General features: G+C 67.1%; 16 protein-coding genes. 2 read left to right on the forward strand and 14 right to left on the reverse strand.

From position 1 onward, the window contains the following. Window positions 1-2 precede the first annotated feature (2 nt). From ABDC78_RS16070 to dop, 11 genes are all read right to left on the reverse strand, one after another. Window positions 3-1,853, reverse strand: a complete 1,851-nt coding sequence (locus ABDC78_RS16070) for a putative nucleotidyltransferase substrate binding domain-containing protein (protein ID WP_178360144.1) — start codon at window positions 1,851-1,853, stop codon at window positions 3-5. Beyond that, window positions 1,828-3,360: a GMC oxidoreductase gene (locus tag ABDC78_RS16075; protein WP_178360143.1), complete on the reverse strand. Its 1,533-nt coding sequence runs from the start codon at window positions 3,358-3,360 to the stop codon at window positions 1,828-1,830. The genes ABDC78_RS16070 and ABDC78_RS16075 overlap by 26 nt, the downstream gene beginning before the upstream one ends. Next, the gene (locus ABDC78_RS16080) at window positions 3,353-4,888 is read right to left on the reverse strand and encodes an amino acid permease (RefSeq protein ID WP_178360142.1); all 1,536 of its coding nucleotides are present in this window, start codon (window positions 4,886-4,888) and stop codon (window positions 3,353-3,355) included. Before ABDC78_RS16080 ends, ABDC78_RS16075 begins: the two co-directional genes overlap by 8 nt. A 21-nt stretch (window positions 4,889-4,909) precedes the next feature. Beyond that, window positions 4,910-6,415: an aldehyde dehydrogenase family protein gene (locus tag ABDC78_RS16085; protein ID WP_178360141.1), complete on the reverse strand. Its 1,506-nt coding sequence runs from the start codon at window positions 6,413-6,415 to the stop codon at window positions 4,910-4,912. 17 nt (window positions 6,416-6,432) lie between these two features. Next, complete coding sequence (locus ABDC78_RS16090; protein WP_178360140.1) at window positions 6,433-7,569, reverse strand: aromatic ring-hydroxylating dioxygenase subunit alpha; 1,137 nt, start codon at window positions 7,567-7,569, stop codon at window positions 6,433-6,435. Beyond that, on the reverse strand, window positions 7,566-8,699 hold the full coding sequence (solA, locus tag ABDC78_RS16095; RefSeq protein WP_178360317.1) for an N-methyl-L-tryptophan oxidase: 1,134 nt from the start codon (window positions 8,697-8,699) through the stop codon (window positions 7,566-7,568). Before solA ends, ABDC78_RS16090 begins: the two co-directional genes overlap by 4 nt. 8 nt (window positions 8,700-8,707) lie before the next feature. Next, window positions 8,708-11,152 (reverse strand): FAD-dependent oxidoreductase, encoded by a 2,445-nt coding sequence (locus ABDC78_RS16100; RefSeq protein ID WP_178360139.1) that lies wholly within the window; start codon window positions 11,150-11,152, stop codon window positions 8,708-8,710. A 228-nt stretch (window positions 11,153-11,380) separates the two neighbouring features. Further along, complete coding sequence (prcA, locus tag ABDC78_RS16105) at window positions 11,381-12,133, reverse strand: proteasome subunit alpha (RefSeq protein ID WP_178360138.1); 753 nt, start codon at window positions 12,131-12,133, stop codon at window positions 11,381-11,383. Further along, window positions 12,130-12,969 carry a proteasome subunit beta gene (gene prcB, locus ABDC78_RS16110; protein ID WP_218620980.1) on the reverse strand — a complete coding sequence of 280 codons (840 nt, stop codon included), beginning with the start codon at window positions 12,967-12,969 and terminating at the stop codon, window positions 12,130-12,132. The genes prcA and prcB overlap by 4 nt, the downstream gene beginning before the upstream one ends. A gap of 56 nt (window positions 12,970-13,025) precedes the next feature. Then, window positions 13,026-13,220, reverse strand: a complete 195-nt coding sequence (locus tag ABDC78_RS16115; protein ID WP_178360136.1) for a ubiquitin-like protein Pup — start codon at window positions 13,218-13,220, stop codon at window positions 13,026-13,028. A 103-nt stretch (window positions 13,221-13,323) separates the two neighbouring features. Beyond that, a complete protein-coding gene (gene dop / locus ABDC78_RS16120) occupies window positions 13,324-14,820 on the reverse strand; it encodes a depupylase/deamidase Dop (RefSeq protein ID WP_178360135.1) in 1,497 nt (498 codons plus the stop codon). Window positions 14,821-14,960: 140 nt separating this feature from the next. Here dop and ABDC78_RS16125 point away from each other — a divergent pair, with 140 nt between their 5' ends. Both ABDC78_RS16125 and ABDC78_RS16130 read left to right on the forward strand, forming a co-directional pair. Further along, entirely contained in the window at window positions 14,961-16,115 is a 1,155-nt protein-coding gene (locus tag ABDC78_RS16125; protein WP_178360316.1) for a hypothetical protein, read from the forward strand. Beyond that, window positions 16,102-17,262 (forward strand): hypothetical protein, encoded by a 1,161-nt coding sequence (locus ABDC78_RS16130; RefSeq protein WP_178360134.1) that lies wholly within the window; start codon window positions 16,102-16,104, stop codon window positions 17,260-17,262. Before ABDC78_RS16125 ends, ABDC78_RS16130 begins: the two co-directional genes overlap by 14 nt. Here ABDC78_RS16130 and ABDC78_RS16135 read toward each other — a convergent pair. From ABDC78_RS16135 to arc, 3 genes are all read right to left on the reverse strand, one after another. After that, window positions 17,238-19,919, reverse strand: coding sequence for a LuxR family transcriptional regulator (locus ABDC78_RS16135; RefSeq protein WP_178360133.1), 2,682 nt, complete (start codon window positions 19,917-19,919; stop codon window positions 17,238-17,240). The genes ABDC78_RS16130 and ABDC78_RS16135 overlap by 25 nt on opposite strands. 41 nt (window positions 19,920-19,960) lie before the next feature. Next, window positions 19,961-20,494, reverse strand: coding sequence for a DUF4333 domain-containing protein (locus ABDC78_RS16140; protein WP_347133106.1), 534 nt, complete (start codon window positions 20,492-20,494; stop codon window positions 19,961-19,963). Between the two features lie 145 nt (window positions 20,495-20,639). Beyond that, window positions 20,640-22,481: a proteasome ATPase gene (gene arc / locus ABDC78_RS16145; protein ID WP_178360131.1), complete on the reverse strand. Its 1,842-nt coding sequence runs from the start codon at window positions 22,479-22,481 to the stop codon at window positions 20,640-20,642. Between the last annotated feature and the right edge of the window lie 62 nt (window positions 22,482-22,543).

Below are 22,543 nucleotides of genomic sequence, written 5' to 3' on the forward strand. Positions count from 1 at the left end.
CCCTATACGCCGTGAATCCCGACATTGCCGACCCGGCGCCGCACCGCCGCGATCTCGCGCAGGCCGTCGCCGAGCAGGCTGCGGTTGAGCGGCGACAGCTCCGACATGGTGATGACGTCGCCCGGCGGGTGTCCCGCGGCGACCTGTTCGACCTGGTGGGCCAACCGCAACCGCTGCAGCATGGCGAACACATCACCCAGCGTGCGCGCGTCGCGCTCGCTGAAGGCGCCGGCCTGCGCGCCGGCCTCCAGCCGGGTCGGCGTGCTCGCCGAGGTCAGTCCGGCGGTCAGCCCGCCCCAGCGGGCGAGGTTCACGATCGGTGTCAGCGCGTGGCTCTTCAGGTCGAAGGTGCCGCCGCGCCGCGACAGCACATCGCGCAGCGACCTCGTCCTCACCCTGCCCGACAACGCGTTGAGGAGCTGCAGCCGCAACGCATTCGGATGTTCTTCGCGGACCCGCTGATACGCGGCCGCCACGCTGTGCAGGCGCGGGTCACCCCAGACGACCCTTCCGTCGAGGAGCAGGGACGAGAAGATCAGCCCGCGATCGCGCAGCGGGTCCTGTAACCATCCCTGCGCGGCATGCCGCCAGTCCGCTTCCGACCGGGAGAACCGCGCCGTGGCGGCGATCGCGCCGTTGCGATCCGACGGCAGTCCGCAGCCGTCGAGCAGGGTGTGCACCTCGGCGGCCACAGCACGCAGCCGCGGGGCCTGATCGGCGTGGTCGTCACGCCAGGACAGCGCGCTGTCGACGTCGGAGGACGGCATCGCCTCGCGACGCGCCACGCTGCCGAGCGTCAGCCAGGCGAAGCCGTCCAGCCCTGCGTTGACCGGCTGTGCCAGAACAAGTTCCAGTGCCCGCCGCACCAGGCTGTCGATGACGACAGACAGGATCGCGCTCGTCGCAGTGGCCTTGGTGCCGTTGCGGAACAGGTCGACGGCGATACCGGTGACACGTCGGCCCACCTGCTGCAGTGCGGCTGGGTCGTCGGCCTGCGCGATCGAGCGGCGGAGCATGAAGCTCTGCCGCGCCGACGCGGCCAGCAGGTCGGCGTCCTCGAGAACACCGAGCACCTCTCCGCGCGGGGTCAGCACCGGCATGTGCCGCAGACCGCACTCCAGCATCTCCATCAGGACGCTGTCCGCTGTCAGGTCGGCGGTCACCGTTCGGGCGGGCGCGCTCATCACCTCGGCGATGGGCACCTCCACCGACAGACCCGCGGCCACCACCCGGGTGCGGAGGTCACGATCGGTGAAGATGCCGAGGCGGCCGTCGGGCAATCGGATCAGCGCATACGACACGTGACGCGCGGTCATCTCGATGACGACATCACGCACCGAATTCGACGGCTCGGCCATCAGCACCTCGCCGTGGACGAGTTCGGCGACGGGCCGGCTATCGATGGTCGGCGCGATCGTGGGGCGCTCCGCGGTTGCGCCGCTCCAGCCCGACGACGCCAGGAACGCCAGACCGGCGGGCTTGGCGAACTGTGCTCGCACCAGCGCGCCGGGAAGCCGGATCAACGTGCTCGGTGCGCTCGTGCGCGCCTCGAAGTCCATTCCCGCCCCGGTCAGCAGCGGCAGGTAGCCGAAGATCCCGCCGGGGCCGACGGTGTCGATCAGCGAACCGTCCCCGCTGGCGCGCAACGCCACCGCCCCGTCGCGGACCATCCAGATCTCGTCGGGTACCCGCGTCGCGTAATCCGCGACGACGGCGTCGGCCGGAAACCCTTCTACCGAGGCCCCGTCGGCGAGGTCGGCGAGCTCTGACTCCGTCGATCCCTGGAACGGCGTGTGCCCGGCCAGGAACGCCGGCAGATCGGAACGGTCAGGACGTTCTGATGAGGTCGGCACACTTCTCCGCCATCGTCATCACCGTGATGTTGGGGTTGACCGATGGGAGCTTCGGCATGGCCGAGGCGTCCACCACGCGCAGACCCGAGACGCCCTTGACCCGAAGCTGCGGATCGAGCACCGCCATCGGATCGTTCACCGCACCCATTCGCGCGGTCGCCGCAGGGTGATAAACGGTGTTGTGGCATTTGTGGATGTAGTCGAGCAGCTCGTCATCGGAGGTCGCCTCCGGACCCGGTGCCAGCTCTGCGCCCACCCAGGCGGCAAGCGGCGGCTGCTCGGCGATGCGTCGGGCCAGCTTCACCCCGGCGAGCATGATCCGCTCGTCGTAGCCGTCGGGGTCGGTGAAGTACCGCGGATCAACCCGCGCGCGGTCGCGGAAGTCGCGGGACCGCAACCGCACCGTGCCGCGTGATCGGCCCTGAGTGACGTTGGGCGTCAGACAGAATCCGTTGTCCGTCGTGGGGTACCCACGACGCAGGGTGTTCATGTCGAAGGGCACGCTGCCGTAGTGCATCATCAGGTCCGGCTGGGTGAGTCCCTCGTCCACTGTGGTGAACAGCCCGATCTCCCACCACTGGGTCGACTCGGTCACCATCGGCCTGGCGGCCTCCCAGAACACCAGGCCCTCCACGTGGTCGTCGAGGTTCGCCCCCACTCCAGGTGAATCGACACGCACCGGGATGCCGATCTCGCGCAGATGTGCGGTGGGGCCGATGCCGGAGAGCATCAACAGCTTCGGCGTGTCGACGGCACCGGCGGTGAGGATCACCTCGCGGCGGGCGACCACGGTGTCGTACCCGGTCAGGTCCGGCCGCTGGTAGCGAATCCCACCGGCCCGCAGGGACTCGTCGAAGAGAATCTCCGAAACCCAGCACCCTGTGCGGATCTCCAGATTCCTGCGGGTGCCGAGGATCGGATGGAGGAAAGCGTGCGACGACGACATCCGAGTAAGTCGGGCGCCCTCCAGCGCGGCGTTGATCTGGAACCACCCGGCGCCGTTGCGCACCGTCTCACCCCGGTTGAACTTCACGGTGGGCAGGCCCACCATCGCTGCGGCCTCCAACACCGCTGCGCCGCAGGGGTCTGCGGGCGGGACATCCTGCAGCAGCACGGTCTGGGTGAGCCGCTCGACCAGCGGCAGTATCTCCGCTGCACCCCAGCCCGACGCGCCCATCTGCACCCAGTCGTCCAGACATTCGGCGGGAGGGTGGAACGCGATGCACGAGTTGTGCGACGAACACCCGCCGAGCACCTTGGCTCTGGCGTGGCGCATGAACGAGTTTCCACGTTCCTGGGGTTCGACGGGATAGTCCCAGTCGTAACCGGAGTCGAGCAGGTGCATCCACTCGGACAGCGCGAGGATGGCGTCGTCGCCGACGTCGGACGGCCCGGCCTCGACCAGGCACACCGTGACATCGGGGTCCTCGGACAACCGTGCGGCCAGCACGCAGCCCGCGGTGCCGCCGCCCGCGATCACGTAGTCGAAGGTCCCGGCGTCAGCCATCCGTGCGAACTCCCGGAACGGACTCCGCCGCGTGCGACTTCAACGTACCGATGTGGTTGCGGCCCTTGACGAAATACCACAGCAGGCCGGCACCCAGGATGATGCCGATGTAGATGAACGCCCCCCACTCGTAGTACCAGCCCTCGCCGTAGACCGCGGCGCGGGGCCACGCGAGGTTGGTGGCCATCGCGATGCCCCAGACGACGGCCACGATGTTGACCGGCATCCCCCACTTGCCCATCGTGAAGTAGCCGCCCTCTTTGAGATCCGGCGGCGGCCACTGCCCCTGCAAGCGCTTCTTGAGCAGCGGTCCGGTCACCATCAGGTAAGCGAGGTAGATCATGATGATGGCGATCGACGTCAGCACCGTGAAGATCTTGGGCTGACCGATGTTGATGACCAGGATGACGATCGCGATGATGCCGATCGTGACCGCCGGGACGATCGGCGTCTGGGTCCTGGGATTGACGGTGGCCAGTTTCTCGCCGAACGGCAGCGCGTTGTCCCGGGCCATCGCGAAGGTCAGCCGGATCGCCGCGGTGTGCACCGCCAGGCAGCACACGGTCACCGCGATCACGATGCAGACCAGGAAGACGGTTCCCAAAGGACCCCACATCACCTGCTCGACGATGTACTGCAGGCCACCGCTGCTCTCCCCGATCTGAGGATCCTGCAGGTTGGGTGCGGCCATCACCGCGAACACCAGGATCGCGCCGCCGATCACGAAGGATGCCAGGATCGCCCGCGCGATCGCCTTGGGCGCGGTGCGCCGGGGCTCCACCGTCTCCTCACCCAGCGAGCTCGCCGTGTCGAACCCGTACATCACGTAGCCGGACGCCAGCGACGCGATCAGGAACGCGCCGAGGAATCCCATGCTCTCGTCGGTGCCGTAACCGTTGGTGGAGAAGAAGATATCGGGCCCGCGGTTGATGTTGATGGCGAGCAGGAAGGCGATGAGAACCGCGGCGATCAGCTCGATGAACACCCCGGAGCTGTTGATCCTCGCCATCAGACGCACCCCCAGTGCGTTGACGAGCGTGGTGAATGCGATGAGCACGCTGCCGAGCAGCACCGCGTTGGCGGCGTAGTCGTAGTCACCGCTGCCGTCGCCGATGATCTGGAATCCGCTCCACACTCGCGGCAGGTTGAGCTGATAGGCCAGCGCCACCGCGGAGATGGTCACGATCGACGCGGTCAGCATGAGCCATCCCGATGTCCAGCCGACCAGTCGGCTGGCGAGCTTCTTGCTCCAGTTGTAGACCGAGCCGGCGACGGGGTATTTGGCGGCCAACTCCATGAAGCACAACGCCACGGCCATCTGGCCGACGAACACGAGCGGCCACGACCACAGGTAGGCGGGCCCGGCGGTGCCGAAGCCGAAATAGAAGAGCTGGAACGTGCCGGTCAGGATCGAGATGTAGCTGACCCCGGCCGCGAAGCTGGCGAACTTGCCGATGCTGCGATCCAGCGACTCCTTGTATCCGAAGTCCTCCATGCCACTGTCGGCGTGCGGCTCCTTGACAACCATGTGCGGTCCTTTCCGAACCCGTCAGTGCTTGAACCAGCCCGCGACGGTGGGAGTGGTGTTGTGCCAGATGTGCTTGAGCTCTTGGTATTCCGCAAGACCTGTCGGGCCGAGTTCGCGGCCGTTGCCCGACTTGCCGAACCCGCCCCATTCCGCGGCGGCGGTGTAGTACCCGAAATCGTTGAGCCACACCGTGCCGTGCCGCAGCGCACGCGCCACCCGTTCGCCTCGCGCGGCGTCCGATGTCCGCACCCCGGCGGCGAGACCGTACTCGGTGTCGTTGCCCAGTGCGATCGCCTCGGCTTCGGTGGTGAACCGTTCGACCGTGAGGATCGGACCGAACGTCTCCTCCTGCACGATCCGCATCGACCGATGACACTTGTCGAAGATCGTCGGAAGGTAGAAGCTGCCGTTCGCCAACGCCGGATCCGACGGCCGTGCGCCACCGGTGATCAGCTCGGCTCCCTCCGAAATCCCCAACTGCACATAGGCTTCCACCTTGGATCGGTGCTGCTCGGAGACCAGCGGGCCGGTTTCGCTGGTGGGGTCGCAGCCGTCGCCCATCGTGATGCCGGCGGCGCGGGCCGCCACCGCGGCGACGAATTCGTCGGCGATCGAGTCTTCGACGATCAGCCGGGTGCCTGCCGAGCACACCTGCCCCGAGTGCAGGAACACCCCCGTCAGGACGTGGTCGACGCCGGCATCAAAACCGTTCGGATCGTCGGTGATGTCGGCGAACACGATGTGCGGGTTCTTGCCGCCGAGTTCCACCGCCACCTTGGTGACGTTCGCGGCAGCCGCCCTCGTGATGGTCTGCCCGGTCGCGAGTCCGCCGGTGAACGAGATGAAGTCGACGTCCGCCCCGGCGGTCAGCGCTTCACCGAGAACGGCGCCGCTGCCCTGCACCAGGTTGACGACGCCGGTCGGCACCGAGTGTTCCTGGAAAGCCTCCTCGAGCAGATGCACGAAGGCGATCGTGGACAGCGGGGTCACCTCGCTGGGTTTGGCGACCATCGTGCACCCGGCGCCCAGCGCCGGTGCGATCTTCCACGACATCTGCAGCAGCGGATAGTTCCACGGGGCGATCAACACGCACACCCCGATGGGTTCGGTGACCACCCGGCTGATGACCGCCGGGTCACCGACGTCGACGACCCGGTCGGACTGGACGCCGACGAGCTTGGCGTAGTAGCGGAACACCGACGTGACGTCGTCGATGTCGATGCGGCTCTCGGCCAGCGTCTTACCCGTGTCGCGGGTTTCGAGCAGAGCCAGGTCCTCTTTGTCGCGCTGCAGCAGATCGGCCACCCGATCGAGCAGAGCGGCCCGCGCCGTCGCCGGTGTGGCGCGCCAGGCACCGTCGTCAAAGGCGCGGCGGGCGGCGGCGATCGCCTCACGGGCATCGTCCGGGGTGGCTTCGTCGACAACGGCGGCGACACTCCCGTCGGCCGGGTTGACGATGTCGCGGGTTCCCCGATCGCGGGCATGACGCCATACCCCTGCGATGTAGAGGTCAGGCTCGCCGTCCATTCGATCTCCCGTCCGCGTCAACCGACACGGGACACTACCCACTCATGGAACTCCGCGATGTGGTGTTCGGCGGGGACGAGTACTCCGCCGTGGCGGTAGGCGCGCGACGACATCGCCGGCTGTGTTCGCTCGCAGGCGGCGAAGTCCTGCTCGTTGACACGGTGGAACAGTTCGACCGACCGAGACACGTCGTGGTCGGATCCGACCACCTCCCCGGTGTAGAGCCAGTCGCACTCGACCACCGTGCGATCGGCCGCCATCGGATACATCCGGTGGAAGATGACGTGGTCGGGCACCAGGTTGATGAACACCGTCGGTTTGACGGTGATCGCGAAATAGCGCCGGTCCTGCTCGTCGGTGATCCCCGGCAACCGGTCGAATCCCGCCGCACCGTCGATCGTGAATCCGGCTACCTGGGAACCGAATTCGGCACCCCGGCCGATGTTCGCCTGCGCTGCCACGCCGCGCGCGAACTCGGGGACGACGCCGACCAACTCGGGGTGGATCGAGCTGCAGTGGTAGCACTCCATGAAGTTCTCGACGATCAGCTTCCAGTTCGCCGCGACGTCGTAGACCACCCGATGGCCGACGTCGAGTCCACCGATGCCGTACCGGTTGATCGCATCCGGGTCCCCGAGCGTTCTGGTCGCCTCGGCCATCACGTCGTCGAACGGCGGCGGGGTGTCCGACAGGCACACCCAGGCGTAGCCGAGCCATTCGGTCAGCGCGACCGGTACGAGACCGAATCGGCTGCGGTCGATCGGGGCGCCGGCGTCGTCGGTCAGAATCCCGATGTTCGGGGCGGCCATCAGTTTGCCGTCCAGCCCGTAGGTCCAGGAGTGGTACGGGCAGCGCAGGCTGCGCTTCACCTCGCCCTCTGCTTCGGTGCACAACTGGGCGCCGCGGTGCCGGCACACGTTCAGGAACGCCCGCAGCAGGCCGTCCCGTCCCCGCACGAGCAGCACGCTCTCGCGGCCGATCTGAACCTTCTTGAACTTGCCTGCCAACGCCAGATCCGAGGACCGGACGGCGCAGAACCACATGTTCTCGAAGATGTGTTCCTGCTCGGTGGTGAACACGGCCGCGCTGGTGTAGTAGTTCCCGCCCAGCGTGGCGCGCAGCGCGGGGGCCGAGGGTGGCTCAACGGTGGTCATGACGTCACCAGTCGCTTCGGGTCGAACAACGAGATCGGGTGGCCGGTGGCGCCGTCGATGGCGAGATCGGCGAGGATCTCGCCGACCACCGGGACGAACTTGAATCCGTGCCCGGAGAATCCGCACGCCACCGTGACGTATGCGCTGTCGGGGTGCCGGGCTATCACAAAATGCTGATCCGGGGTGTTGGAGTACATGCATGTCGCTGTGTGCAGGCACGGTCCGTTCAGCGCGGGCAGCAGTTGCGCCGACCGGTCACGCATCTCGCGAATCTCGTCGCCGTGCACGGTGCGGTCGATGGTCTCCGGCGTACAGGCGACGCCCTTGCGGAAGAAGGCGACCTTGACGCCGCCGCGCGCGCCGTCGATCGCCGGGAACCCGTAGATCTGCATGCCGTCGGCACTCTCGTCGATGAAGATCGGGTGATCGACAAACGATTCGGTTCCGGCGACCGGGTCCAGCCAGTAGAGCACCTGACGCTCTACGGTGATCGGAATCCCGAACTCGGCCAGCAGTTGTGGTGCCCATGCGCCGGGACAGACCACCAGTTGCCCGGCGGTGTAGGTGCCGCGGTCGGTCCGGACGACGACACCTGCTGCGGTGTCGGCCCATTCGAGGACCTCCTCGCCGAACTGCAGGGTCGCCCCCGCGCGTTCGGCCAGGCTCAGGTGGGCCTGGACGGTCAGTTCCGGTCGCGCGAAGCCGGCCATGTCCTCGTACAGCGCGATGTCACCCGGTTCGGGGGTGAAGTTCGGGAAGCGGGCCCGGATCTCGTCGGCGTCGAGCACCTCGTGCGGCAGATCCCACTGCCTGCTGGCCGCGAGGCTGCCTGCCACCGTGAGGCTGTCCGGATGGCCGATGAACAGGCCACCGGTGACCCGGTACACCTCGCGCTGCGAGTCGGCGGCGAGCCTGTCCCACAGCTCGTAGGCGCGCAGCAGCAGTGGCACATAGGCGGGGTCCTCGAAGTAGGACTGCCGAATGATGCGGGAGCCGCCGTGGCTGGAACCACGGTCATGGGCCGGGGTGAACTTCTCCAGCCCGAGAACCCGCTGCCCGCGCGACGCGAGATGGTAGGCGGCCGAGGATCCCATGCCACCGAGGCCGATGACGATGACGTCGTATCCCATCGCTACCGTCACCTCTTGATCCGGGCCATCTCGGGGTCGACCACCGGTTCCGCATGGACGACAGCAGCGAATTCCGAGCCTCGGTAGGCGACGGTGACCGCCTCGCCGACGCCCAACTGCGCGGGCAGCCACGCGTAGGCGATGGTGCGCCCCATGGTTGGTGAGTAGCCGGCGCTGGTCACATAGCCGACGCAGGCACCGTCGACGGATACCGGTTCCTTGCCCAGCACTGCGGCATTCGGGTCGTCGAACACGATGCTGCGCAGCATCGACGCCGGAGCCGACGCCCTCTTCAACGCCGCCCTGCCGACAAAATCGGACGCCTTGGCCATCCGCACCGCAAAATCGATCCCGGCGGCAGCCGGGAGGTGTTCGGCGGTCATGTCGGTACCCCAGCTGCGGTAGCCCTTCTCGATCCGCAGGCTGTTGAACGCGATTCGGCCCGCAGGGATGATGCCGTGCGGTTCTCCTGCCCGGGCGAGCAGACCCCACAGCGCTGCACCGTATTCGGCGCCGGCGTAGATCTCCCAGCCGAGTTCACCGACGTAGGACACCCGCATCATGGTCACCGGGATGGCATCGAGGTAGGTGCTGATCGCCCGGAAGTACCGGAAGCCCTGATGCGACAGGTCGTCTGGACACAGCGGCGCCACCACGTCGCGGGCGGCCGGACCCCACACTCCGAGGCAACAGGTTCCGCCGGTGATGTCGCGCAGTACGACGTCACCGGGTAGACGGCGGCTGAGCCAGTCGAAATCCATCGGCGAGTTGGCACCGACCTGGAAGGTCTGCGGTCCCAGGCGCGCCACCGTGAGATCGCTTCGGATGCCGCCGGTTTCGTCGAGCAGCAGCGTGTAGGTGACCGACCCGACACTCTTGTCGACGTTGTTGGTGGTCATCTGCTGCAGGAAGGCCGCGGCACCTGCGCCGCTGACCTCATAGCGCGTCAGCGGCGTCATGTCGTACATCGCGACGTTCTCGCGGGTCCACTGCGCTTCGGCGACCGAGATCGGTGACCAGAACTTCGACGCCCAGTCGTCACGCTCGGGCAATGCCAGACCTTCGGCGCAGAGGCGTTGGGTGAGTTCGGCATTGGCTTCGTACCATGCGGGGCGTTCCCATCCGCCACCTTCGTAGAAATACGCGCCCGATTCGACCTGACGCGCGTGGAACGGGCTGGTACGCAGACCGCGCAGGGCGGTGCGGTACTGGTGCGGGTGGATGACGTCGTAGACCTCGACGAATGCCTGCGAGCTGGTCTGCATGATGAACGACGGGCTGCGCGCGATGTCCTCGAAGCGGTACAGGTCGCATTCGTGGGTGTCGATCGACGGCGTGCCGTCGATGATCCACTCGGCCGTGGCCCGGGCGACCCCCGCGGAATGGGTCACCCAGACGGCCTCGGCGACCCAGAAGCCGGCCAGCTCGCGATGCTCCCCGATGAGGGAGAATCCGTCCGGGGTGAACGAGAAGATCCCGTTGAACGCCTCTTCCAACTTCGAATCATCAAGCGCCGGAATCAGTTCTGCCGCCGCTTTCCATGCAGGAGCGAAGTCCTCCTCGGTGAACGGCATCATCGACGGCATCGGTTCGCCTGCGGTGTCGGACAGCAGGGTGGACATGTCGACCGGCATCGGCTTGTGGCTGTAGGAGCCGATGCCCAGACGGTCGACATGTTCGCGGAAGTACAGGTCCTGGTCCTGGTGGCGCAGGATGGGCAGGCCGGCTTCTGCCGACTCGGTGTTGCGCCCGACGAGCGCCTCGATCCGACCGGTGCGGCCGTACTGGTGCGCCATCGGGACCAGTGGGAGCACCAGGCCGACCTGCTTGGCGATCTGCGCGCCCCAGAACCCGGCCGCGCAGACGACGACGTCGGCATCGATGACACCGTCGGCGGTGCGCACCCCGGTGACCCGGGACCCGTCGTCGACGATGCCGAGCACCTCGGTGTAGGGACGTAGGGTCGCTCCCCTGGCCTCGGCTCGACGGCCCTGCGCCTCTGCGGCGCGCAGCGCTTTGGCCAGGCCGTCGGCCGGGGTGTGGAAACCGCCCAGGATGCGGTCGCTGTCGATCAGCGGATGCATCGCCGCACACTCGGCCGGGGTGACCAGGTTGCCCTCGATCCCCCACGCCTGCGCCCAGCCGGCCTTGCGATGAAGATCCGCCCAGCGTTCGGGCGTGGTGGCGACCTCGAGCCCGCCGACCGCATTGAACGCCCACCCGTCGGGGTGCCGGAGTGCGCCGAACTTCTCGACGGTGTACTTGGCGAAGGCGGTCATGGTCTTCGAGGGGTTGGTCTGGAACACCAGCCCGGGGGCATGCGACGTGGAGCCGCCGGTGGCGAACAGCGGCCCCCGGTCGACGACCGTGACGTCGGTCCAGCCGCGCTCGGTCAGCTCGTCGGCAAGGGAGGTGCCGACGATGCCTGCACCGATCACGACGACTCTGGGCATGGCGGGACCGCTCCGATTCAGCAGTGAGATTCTTGAGGACAAGCTGTGAATATGTTGTGTATTACGCAACGCTGTGCGTCATACGCAACAAATCATCCATCCTCGAACCCGTTCACGCAAGACGGACTCGCCGGTGAATCACCAAATGCCGCGAGCGTGCAGCCGGGGTAGGCGCCCGAAGGGCGGGACTACCGGGACTGCACGCTCGCGGCGTTGAGAGGGGTGAGGCTAGGAATCGCCGTCCGGGGCGACGCCGACCTCGTCGGCGATAATCGGATCACCTTGCGGCAGCAGCTCTTCCAGAGCAGTGCCGGTGATTCGGCGGAACGCCCGCCGACGCCGGTTGGAGTCGAGGATCGCGACCTCGAGGGTGGCCGGTCCCAGCGTGCGCGGTTCGGTTCCGGTGCCGCCGGCACTCAGCGCCCCCACGGCGATGGACACCGCGTCGGCCAGACTCGCGTTCTCGGTGTAGGTGTTGTTGAGCGCCGTGGCGATGGGCTCGGTGGTCCCGCCCATCACGACGAAGCTCGGCTCGTCGGCGATCGACCCGTCGTAGGTGATGCGGTACAGCTCGGGAGCTTTGGTCTCGCCGTAGTGGGCGACCTCGGCCACACACAGCTCCACCTCGTAGGGCTTGGCCTGCTCGGTGAAGATCGTGCCCAGCGTCTGTGCGTAGACGTTGGCCAGCTGGCGGCCGGTCACGTCCCGGCGGGAGTAGGCATACCCCTGCGTGTCGGCGAACCGGATACCGCCACTGCGCAGATTGTTGAACTCGTTGAAACGGCCCACCGCGGCGAAGCCCACGCGGTCGTAGAGTTCGCTGACCTTCTGCAGTGACCGCGACGGGTTCTCCGCGACGAAGAGCACACCGTCGGCGTAGGCCAGCACGACCACGCTACGACCTCTGGCGATGCCCTTACGCGCCAGTTCCGAACGCTCACGCATCGCCTGCTCAGGCGAGATGAAATAGGGAAAACTCACGAATCCTCACCTCGAGGCTCGGCGTCGGGGCCGAATGTGTCTGCCCGCGAACGACTCTCGATGATCGCACGACACATCGCGGCGATCTGCTGCTCGGGGATGTCTGCTGCGCCGTCGGCGCCGATCACCACGGCGGTCGGGTAGATCCCTCGTACCAGGTCGGGACCGCCGGTCGCCGAGTCGTCGTCGGCGGCATCGTAGAGCGCCTCGATCGCGACACGCAGCGCGGAATCGGCGTCGGTGACCTGTGAGTAGAGCTTCTTCATCGACGACTTCGCGAAGATCGATCCGGAGCCGACCGACTGGTAGCCCTCTTCTTCGATGTTCCATCCGCCGGCGGCGTCGAACGACACGATCCGGCCCGCACCCTCGGCGTTCGGGTCATCGAGGTCGTAGCCGGCCAGCAACGGCAGCGCCACAAACCCCTGGAGCGCGGCGCCCAGGTTGCCGCGGACCATGGTCGCCAACCGGTTGACCTTGCCGGGGAAGGTCAGCGCCACCCCTTCGATCTTCTCGTAGTGCTCGAGTTCCACGGCATAGAGACGAGCGAACTCGACGGCGATGGCGGCGGTGCCCGCGATGCCAGTCACGGTGTAGTCGTCGGTGATGTACACCTTCTGCACATCGCGGCTGGCGATCATGTGACCCTGGGTGGCCCGCCGGTCACCCGCCATCACCACACCACCGGGGTACTTCAGCGCGACGATCGTGGTGCCGTGGGGCACCGCGTCGGTGGGCACCGGCCCGGCGCCGGGCAGCAGGTGGGGTGCCTGATGCCGGAGATAGTCAGAGAACGACGACAAATTCACGCCGCCTTGCGAAAGACCTTGAGACAAGGGGCTGAGTGCTCCGGGTAGAGAGGGCGGAAAGGACTGTTCGCGGTGCGGCCAGGTCACTGGCCGCCCTTCTGGACGTAGGCGCGCACGAAGTCCTCGGCGTTCTCCTCCAGGACGTCGTCGATCTCATCGAGGAGGTCGTCGGTCTCCTCGGTCAGCTTCTCCCGGCGCTCCTGGCCGCCGGCCGTGCTGCCGGTGGGATCGTCGTCGTCGCCGCCGCCCCCGCCTCGCTTGGTCTGCTCCTGAGCCACCGCTGCCTCCTGCGTATGTCTTCGGCGGGCTCAACTGTGTTGTCCCTGCCCGCCGGTTCTTCCACACTACCGGTCGGCAGCGAGATTGCTGGGGATAGCTCGATCAGTTTGTCAGCTGCTCAACGAGGTCCGCGGCGCTGTCGACGGAGTCCAGCAGAGCCCCGACGTGCGCCTTGCTGCCGCGCAGCGGCTCGAGCGTCGGGATCCGCACCAGCGAATCACCGCCCAGGTCGAAGATCACCGAATCCCAGCTGGCGGCCGCGATGTCCGCGCCGAACCGCCGAAGGCACTCGCCGCGGAAGTATGCGCGGGTGTCGGTCGGCGGGCTGTCCACGGCGTCGAGCACCTGCTGCTCGGTGACCAGACGCTTCATCGACCCCCGGGCGACGAGCCGGTTGTAGAGGCCCTTGTCCAGGCGCACATCCGAGTACTGCAGGTCGACCAGGTGCAGCCGCGGCGCGGACCAACTGAGGTTCTCGCGGTGCCGGAATCCATTGAGCAGCCGTAGCTTGGCCGGCCAGTCGAGCAGGTCGGCGCATTCCATCGGATCGCGCTCGAGCAGGTCCAGGACGTTGGCCCAGGTCTCGACGACGTGGGAGGCCCGCGGGTCGGGGTCGCGGCTGTCCACCAGCTTGGCGACGCGGTCCAGGTAGATCCGCTGCAGCGCAAGGGCGGTCAGTTCGCGACCGTCGGCCAGCGCAACGGTGGCACGCAGTGACGGGTCGCGGCTGACGACGTGCACGGCGTGCACCGGCCGGGCCAGCGCCAGATCGCTGAGGTCGAACCCCTCCTCGATCAGGTCGAGCACCAGCGCCGTCGCCCCGACCTTGAGATAGGTGGAAGTCTCGGCCAGATTGGCGTCACCGATGATGACGTGCAGCCGCCGGTACTTGTCGGCATCGGCGTGGGGTTCGTCGCGGGTGTTGATGATCCCGCGCTTGAGGGTGGTCTCGAGGCCGACCTCGACCTCGATGTAGTCGGCGCGCTGACACAGCTGGAAGCCGGGTTCGTCGCCTGAGGCACCGATGCCGACGCGACCCGAACCGGTGACCACCTGCCGGGACACCAGGAAAGGCGTCAGACCGGCGATGACAGCCGAGAACGGCGTCTGGCGCGACATCAGGTAGTTCTCGTGCGATCCGTAGGACGCACCCTTGCCATCGACATTGTTCTTGTAGAGCTGCAGCTTCGCCGCGCCGGGGACGCTCGCGACGTGGCGGGCCGCGGCCTCCATCACCCGCTCGCCTGCCTTGTCCCAGATCACTGCGTCCATGGGGTCTGCGCACTCCGGCGCCGAGTACTCGGGATGGGCGTGGTCGACGTAGAGCCGGGCGCCGTTGGTCAGGATCATGTTGGCGGCGCCGACCTCGTCGGCGTCCACCACCGGCGGCGGGCCCGAAGCGCGACTCAGGTCGAACCCGCGGGCGTCGCGCAGCGGGGATTCCACCTCGTAGTCCCAGCGCGTGCGCTTCGCTCGCTGGATACCTGCGGCCGCCGCATATGCCAACACTGCCTGGGTCGACGTCAGGATCGGGTTCGCGGTCGGGTCAGACGGCGACGAGATGCCGTACTCGACCTCCGTTCCGATGATCCGTTGCATACAGGCCAGCGTAGAGGTCAACCACACGGGCAGGCTCATGGGCTGCGCGGAATGCGGGCATGGAGGCGCACCTCGTGATGAGATTGGCCGACGATGACAATGCGTCACAGCTGTCGGCGGCACCGCGGGTGCAGTGCTCGGTGAGCCCGACCTCCGAGCAGCGCCTGGCTGCCGAACGTTGGTTCCTCCGGCACGGGCTCCCGGCCGTGCTGCGTCCGGGCACCCTGGTGCGACGGGTGTGGATCAGGTCGGTGCCTGCCCTGGCGGCTTTCGCGACGACGATGGCGTTTTCGATCGTGACCGTCACCGTCACCGGTAGGCACACCATCGACATCGACGGCACCCCCACCAGAACCGAGTGGTTCATCCTGGCGATCGTCGTGTTGGTGCTTCCGGTCGCGGCGGTGGTCGGCTGGCTGGCATCGCGTGTCGACGATGTGCGCATCCGCATCGTGATCTCGGCGGTGTCGGTCGCGGTAGCGGCGCTGAGCACCGTTTTCGGGGGCCCGACCGCCTTCATCCTGGTCGACGTGATCGTCGAGGTCGTTGTCATCGCGGCGATATTGCTCTGCACCGCAACGGGAATCGGCTCGATCCTGGGCTGGGCCGCGCGGATGACGATCGGCAACCTCGCCTCGGTGGGCAGCATGCTGCTCCGCGCGCTTCCGATCATGCTGCTGACCGTGCTGGTGTTCTTCAACGGACCGGTCTGGACGATGGCGTCCACCGTCAGCCGTGGCCGGCTCTGGACCGCACTGATCTTCCTGTTCACCATCGCCGCGGCCTTCATGGTGTCCAGCACGCTGAGTCGCGTCCGGCCCATCCTGGATCCGGGCGCCAAACAACCCGCGGACGCGCAGAATCTCGTCGGGACACCGTTCGAGACGATGCCCGATCGGCCGCGTCGGGTGCGACTGTCCACCTACGAACGGGCCAACGTGGTGTTCGTGGTGAGCCTGTCGCAGATCGCCCAGGTGTTGACGGTGGCGGTGGTGACGGGTCTGTTGTTCCTCGCACTGGGGTTGATCCTGGTGAGTCCCGAACTGTTGGCCGCGCTGACCGGCGACGGGCCCAGCGACGGGCAGTTCCTGGGCATGACGCTGCCGATACCCGACGCGCTGATGCAGGTCACGATGTTCCTCACCGCGTTGACCTTCATGTACCTGGCCGCCCGCGCAGTCGGAGACAAGGAATATCGAGGCCAGTTCCTCGACCCACTGATCGACGACCTGCGGCTCACGCTGGTGGCCCGTGACCGCTACCGCACCGCGACGGCGGTCGATGAGCACCTCTGAAGCGAGTCTGCCGCAGATCCACGAGTGGTTCCTGCACCGTGGGCTGCCGCTGGTGCTGACTCGACGGGTTCGGTCGCGGGCGTTGATCTCGCGGTCGGCACCGGTGGTCGCCGGTCTGGGCGCACTCACCGCGCTCACCATGCTGCTCGCCGACTGGACGGGTGACGATCCCGACTACGGCTACATCGTCCGACTGGCGGTCATCGCCGCGATCCTGGCGGCCGCGCCGTTTGTGCTCGACGTGCTGCACCGTCGCGACACGACGGCATCGGAAGCCGGCAGACGCACGGCCGCGCTGGCGGTGATGGCGATCTTCGTGCTCCTGATGCCGGTGATCGCGTCCGGTTGGTCGGCTTCCGCACTGGCCGAGGCGCCCGCCTTCCTGGCGGTGTCCCTGTTGGCGATCTGGTTGACCTACCTCGGTTTCGGCTCGATCCTGTTGTGGGCGTTCCGGTTCGCCTGGGTTCAGCTGGGCGCCCTCGGAACGCTGATGAGCCGGGCACTGCCGTTGCTGATGTTGACCGTGGTCGTGTACTTCACCGGTGAGCTGTGGCAGTTGGCCGCCCGGATGAGCCGGGAAAGGCTCTGGCAGACCATCGGATTCTTCAGTGTGGTCGCGGTCGTGTTCATGATCGCCACCATCCGCGACGAGGTCAGCGCGTTGCGCGAGGACCGATCCGGGCCGTCCGATCCCGCAGCGCTGCTCGCCGGCACACCGCTGGCCGGAAAGGCCGACGCCCACCCCGCCAAGACTCCGCTGTCACTGGCCGAACTGGTGAACGTGGTGGCCGTCATGGTCGTCGCGCAGGCCATTCAGGTCGTGCTCTTCACCGCGGGACTGTTCGCGTTCTTCCTCGCACTCGGCATCATCGCGATCCCCGATGACGTGACGGTGTTGTGGTCCAGCGAGCAGGCCTGCGCAGTCGGCCAACCACCTTGCGCCGGAACCTGGTTCGGCATCCACATCCCGATACCACAGACCGTCGTACACACCTCGCTGTTCGTCGCGGTGCTGTCCGGCTTGTACTTCACCGTCAGCACCAGCGTCGATCCGCTCTACCGGCAGCGGTTCTTCGAACCGCTGATCGCCGACGTGGCGGTGAGCCTCGCCGGCCGCGACGCCTATCTCGAACTCGAACGTTCCTGATCCCGGGGATCGTCGCGCAGCAGCATGTGGCGGGTCGCCTCGGTGCGTGAGGACACCCCGAGTTTGCGGTAGGCGCGGTAGAGATGGTTGGCCACCGTCTTGGCACTCAGGTGAAGCCGCTTGGCGATCTGTTGATTCGTCAGGCCCCGTGCGACCTCTTCGAGGATTCGACGCTCGGCGTCGGTCAACCTGCCGATCTGCGGAGAGTGTGTCGACGGCTGCACCCGTGCGGCCCACGCGGAGGCACCGATTCTGCGGAATCCGTACAGAGCCTCGGTGCGGGCATGGTCACGCGCGGTCTGCTCGGTGGCCACCCTGGCCAGGTCCATCAGAGTCCGGGCACGGTCGAACGCGTCGATGTTGTTGTCGTAGAGGGTGACCGCGTCGCCGAGCAGACGTTGCGCATACCGCGGATCGCGCGCCGCACACAACAGAGCCTGTGCTCGGAGTGCGGTCGCCCGGGTCCACCGACTGGCTCCGGGGCGGGCGGCGACACCGGTGAGATGAGCGGCGATCGGTTCCGCGTCACCGGGTCGCCCGTGGGTGACATACGCCTCGATCAGGTCGATGTGCCACCGCGCCAGTTGAGGTGCCAGCAGCCCCGCCACCTGCTCGAAGGCCCAGCACTCGCCCAGGTGACCGATCACCTCGTCGTACCGACACTCGGTGAGGGCGACCAGGCCGGCGTTGGCGAGCAGGAAGTAGCGGGCACCGAACGTCGACTGCTCGTCGGAGATCGCGAAGCCCAGCGTCAGATCTGCCGCTGCGGCCTGATCGTCGCCTCTGATCGCCGCCACCCGCGCCCGCAGCGACAGCCAGAACGGCGCGAACGCCCGCTGTCCGGTGGCCAGACACAGTGCGACGGCTTCGTCGAGGCAGACCAGTGCATCGTCGAATCGGGAAGCGCGCAGGTGGGTTTCGCCCAGCGCTCCGTACGCCATCGCCAGTGACGCCCGCGCTCCTTCCGATCGCAGCGCACCGATCAGACCCGTCAGCGCGGACACACCCTGCCCGTATCTCTCCGCGATGGACATCGCCCGGCCGACGTGCAACCCGACCAACGGGTCGTGGCGGATCGCGGCCATCAGGTCGAGTGTGTCGAGCGTGCCGACCAGGTCGTCTGCGCGGCCCTCATCCCATGCGCTCGCGGCGTGCGCGAGAACCACCGTGGCCACGTCCGATTCGACCGATCCGGACTTGGTCTGCGCCACCGCAGCTTCCGCGGTCTCGACGATCTGCGCGACGAGCCCGAGCATTCCGAGGGGAACCGCCATCCGGGCGCGCACGACACCGACCTGCTCTGGCGTCGCCACGGTCAGACACTCCGTCAGTCGCTGATGCGCCGCCGCGGGGGCGCCGTCCATCGCCTCGAGTGTCGCCAGCGTCAACGTCGCTGCCACGTGCAGGTCTCCCGACGACGGATCTGCGAGTACCGCCTCGAGTCGGTGCCGCGCAGTCCCGGCTTCGCCGGCCGCCCCGAGCAGTTCGGCCGCCTCCAGTCGCAATCGGCCGCGGCGGGTATCGCTGCCCGTCATTCCGGCGGCGAGGTCCAACATCCGCGCCGCCGCCTCGATCCCACGGCCGGCCCGCATCCCCTTGGCGGCGTCGACGAGCGCGTCGGTCAGAGCGTCGTCGGGTCCGATGGTGCCCTGCGCGCGATGTGCCAGCCGGATTTCCTCGGGCACCGTCGGGTTGTCCGCGAACTCGATGTTGAGCTGACGACGCCGCTGCTCGGGCATCCCTGCGAGAACCGCGCTTCGCAGCAGCGGATGACGCAGCCGCAGGCGGCCGTCGGCCAGGTTGACCAACCCGAGGGCCTCGAGATCGCCGAGTGCCGCAGCGGCATCCAGTGTTTCGGTGTCGACGAGGGTTGCCCAGGCACCGTCGGAGGACACCGCGACGCGGTCGAGCAGCTCTCGCGCCGGGCTGCCGGGTGGCGGGAGTTGGCGGGTGAAGACAGCGGCGAGGTTGCCGACGAGCGGAATCTCCAGCGGCAGTGGCTGCGCGCCGGCCAGTTGGTCGCGCGACAGCGCCTGCGGGAGCTCCAGGAGCGCAAGGGGATTACCCGACGCGTCGCCGACAAGACGCTGGGCGACCGAGGAATGGATCGGCGAATCGGTGGCGGACCCGATCACCTCCAGCGCCTGGCCGGGGGTCAACCCGCGGAGTTCATGAGTGCAGAAGCCCTCGGCGAAAGCCAGTGTGGTGCGGACCCGACGCCCACTGACGACGACGAGCACCCCACCGAGCACCGCACGCCGCAGCGCCAGATTCACCGCCGTCCGACTCGACGGGTCGGCGTCGTGGATGTCGTCGATGAGAAGCGCGAGATCGGCCGCGTTCTCCAGTCCGGAACGGAGCACGTCGGCGGCGGCCATCGGGTCGGGATCGGTCGAATCCCATGTGGTGGCCGCCGGAATCGGCAACACCGCCGCGACCTCGGCCGCGGTGGACATCGGCGTTCCGAGCTCACCGGATCGGCAGGTGACGATGCGCGCCGCGGTTCCGATCTGATCGGCGAGCCACGTCAGGGTGCTGGATTTGCCCATCCCGGGGTCACCCAGAAGGACATGCACCCGGCCCCCGCCGAGGCGGGTCTGAGCCCACGCGTGCGTCAACCGGTCGCCGAGTTCGGTCCGCCACGCCAAACCTGCCATTTGCTGGCAGGTTATCCCAGAAGTCGGGCTGAGCGCTTCCGCTAGTTCGCGCCGACCACTTCCCAGGTGTCCTGAGCGTCCGGTCCTCCTGCGGTGACCTTCACCGGGCGGGTGTCGCCACGCCGATCCGCGGCCTCGCATTCGAACGACTCACCGACGGCAACCACTTTGAGCCCTTCGCCGCAGCTGACGACGACCTCGAATCCGTAGTCCTTGGAGACGTCCTCGGACAGGCCCTGTCCGGTTTCGGCCAGATCGAAGACCACGTCGAGGGTGGAGAAGTCGACGTTGTAGTCGTCGTCGGTGAACTTCACCTCGACCCTCACGTCGTTGCCTTCGAGATCGGCGATGCAGTTGAAGCTGGAACCCGCTTTCGGCGAATCCTCGGGCCGGGGGCATTCGACCGCCGACACCTCGCGCGCCACAGCCATCGAGGAGTACTGCTTGTTGAGCTCGTCGCTGATCGCGGACTCGAGCTTCTCGTAGTCCGGACCTCCGGACGAGAAGGAGAACTGGCAACCCGCTGCCACGGGTGCAAGCAACAACAGGGCCAGCAGCGATCTCGGCGATGTCACGCTCTCAAGGTACTGCTCAGCCCGGGCGACGACCATGGGAAATAATGCTCAACTTCGCCCCACTGCGAATCGACACCACCGACCAGGCCGCCCCTGTTCTCCGGGACGACCTGACCAACAGCTACTCGCGGGTTCCGGTGCCGGTCTAGAGGTACTGCCCCAGGTTGGACTCGGTATCAATGGCACGGCTGGCGCTGCTGCTCTTGCCGGTGACCAGCGTGCGGATGTAGACGATCCGCTCACCCTTCTTGCCCGAGATCCTGGCCCAGTCGTCGGGATTGGTGGTGTTGGGCAGATCCTCGTTCTCGGCGAACTCGTCGACGATCGAGTCGAGAAGGTGCTGGATCCGCAATCCTCGCTGGCCGCTCTCGAGCACCGCCTTGATCGCATTCTTCTTCGCCCGATCCACGACGTTCTGGATCATGGCGCCGGAGTTGAAGTCCTTGAAGTACATGACTTCCTTATCACCGTTGGCATAGGTGACCTCCAGGAACCGGTTGTCGTCGATCTCGGCGTACATCCGGTCGACGACCTTCTCGATCATCGCCTTGATGGTCAGCGAACGATCGCCGCTGAACTCGGAGAGATCGTCGTCATTGATCGGGAGTTCCTCGGTCAGGTACTTGCTGAAGATGTCCTGCGCCGACTCGGCATCCGGCCGCTCGATCTTGATCTTGACGTCCAGGCGGCCGGGCCGCAGGATCGCCGGGTCGATCATGTCCTCGCGGTTGGAGGCGCCGATCACGATGACGTTCTCCAGACCCTCCACGCCGTCGATCTCGCTGAGGAGCTGCGGAACGACGGTGGTTTCGACATCGGAGCTGACCCCGGTGCCGCGGGTACGGAAGATGGAGTCCATCTCGTCGAAGAACACGATCACGGGGGTGCCTTCGGACGCCTTCTCGCGGGCCCGCTGGAAGATCAGCCGGATGTGACGCTCGGTCTCACCGACGAATTTGTTCAGCAGCTCGGGGCCTTTGATGTTGAGGAAGTAGGACTTCGCCTCGCGCGCGTCGTCACCACGCACCTCTGCCATCTTCTTGGCCAGCGAGTTGGCCACGGCCTTGGCGATCAGCGTCTTCCCGCAGCCGGGCGGGCCGTAGAGCAGCACACCCTTGGGCGGCCGCAGCGAGTACTCGCGGTACAGCTCCTTGTGCAGGAACGGCAGCTCCACGGCGTCGCGGATCTGTTCGATCTGACGACCGAGGCCACCGATGTCGTTGTAGCTGACATCGGGCACCTCTTCCAGCACGAGATCCTCGACCTCGGCCTTGGGAATGCGTTCGAAGGCGTAACCGGCCTTGGTGTCGACCAGCAGCGAGTCGCCGGGACGCAGCTTGCGCGGCCGGTCGTCGCCGGGCTGCTCGTCCTCGTAGCTGTCGGGTAGGTGCTCCGAGGACACCAGCGGCTCGGCCAGCCAGACGATCCGTTCCTCGTCGGCGTGGCCGACCACCAGGGCGCGATGCCCGTCGGAGAGGATCTCACGCAGCGTGCTGATCTCACCGACCGATTCGTAATGGCCCGCCTCGACCACGGTCAGCGCTTCGTTGAGGCGAACGGTCTGGCCCTGCTTGAGCTCTTTGGTGTCGATGTTCGGCGAGCAGGTCAGCCGCATCTTGCGACCTGAGGTGAACACGTCGACGGTGTCGTCTTCCTGCACGGCCAGCAGCACGCCGTAGCCGCTGGGCGGCTGCCCGAGACGGTCGACCTCTTCACGCAACGCCAGCAACTGCTGGCGCGCTTCCTTGAGGGTGTCCATCAGCTTGGCGTTGCGGGCGGCCAACGAGTCGATGCGCGCCTCGAGCTGATGCACGTCACGCGCGCTGCGCAATCCGCTCTGGGGGCCTACCGCGTTCTCCAGCTGCTCCCGCAGGATCGCAGCCTCACGGCGGAGTTGTTCGAGTTCTGCAGCGTCCTCTGCGGACAGGTGGTTATCAGGGGTTGTCCCAAAGACTTCAGAGGCCTCAGAACGCTCGGACTCACTCATGGGGAGCTCCTTTCCCACACCGGATGTTGGTGCGGTAACAACTTCAACGCTACCGGCGATTC

This window comes from Mycobacterium sp. DL (assembly GCF_039729195.1).
GTDB classification, from domain to species: domain Bacteria; phylum Actinomycetota; class Actinomycetes; order Mycobacteriales; family Mycobacteriaceae; genus Mycobacterium; species Mycobacterium hippocampi_A.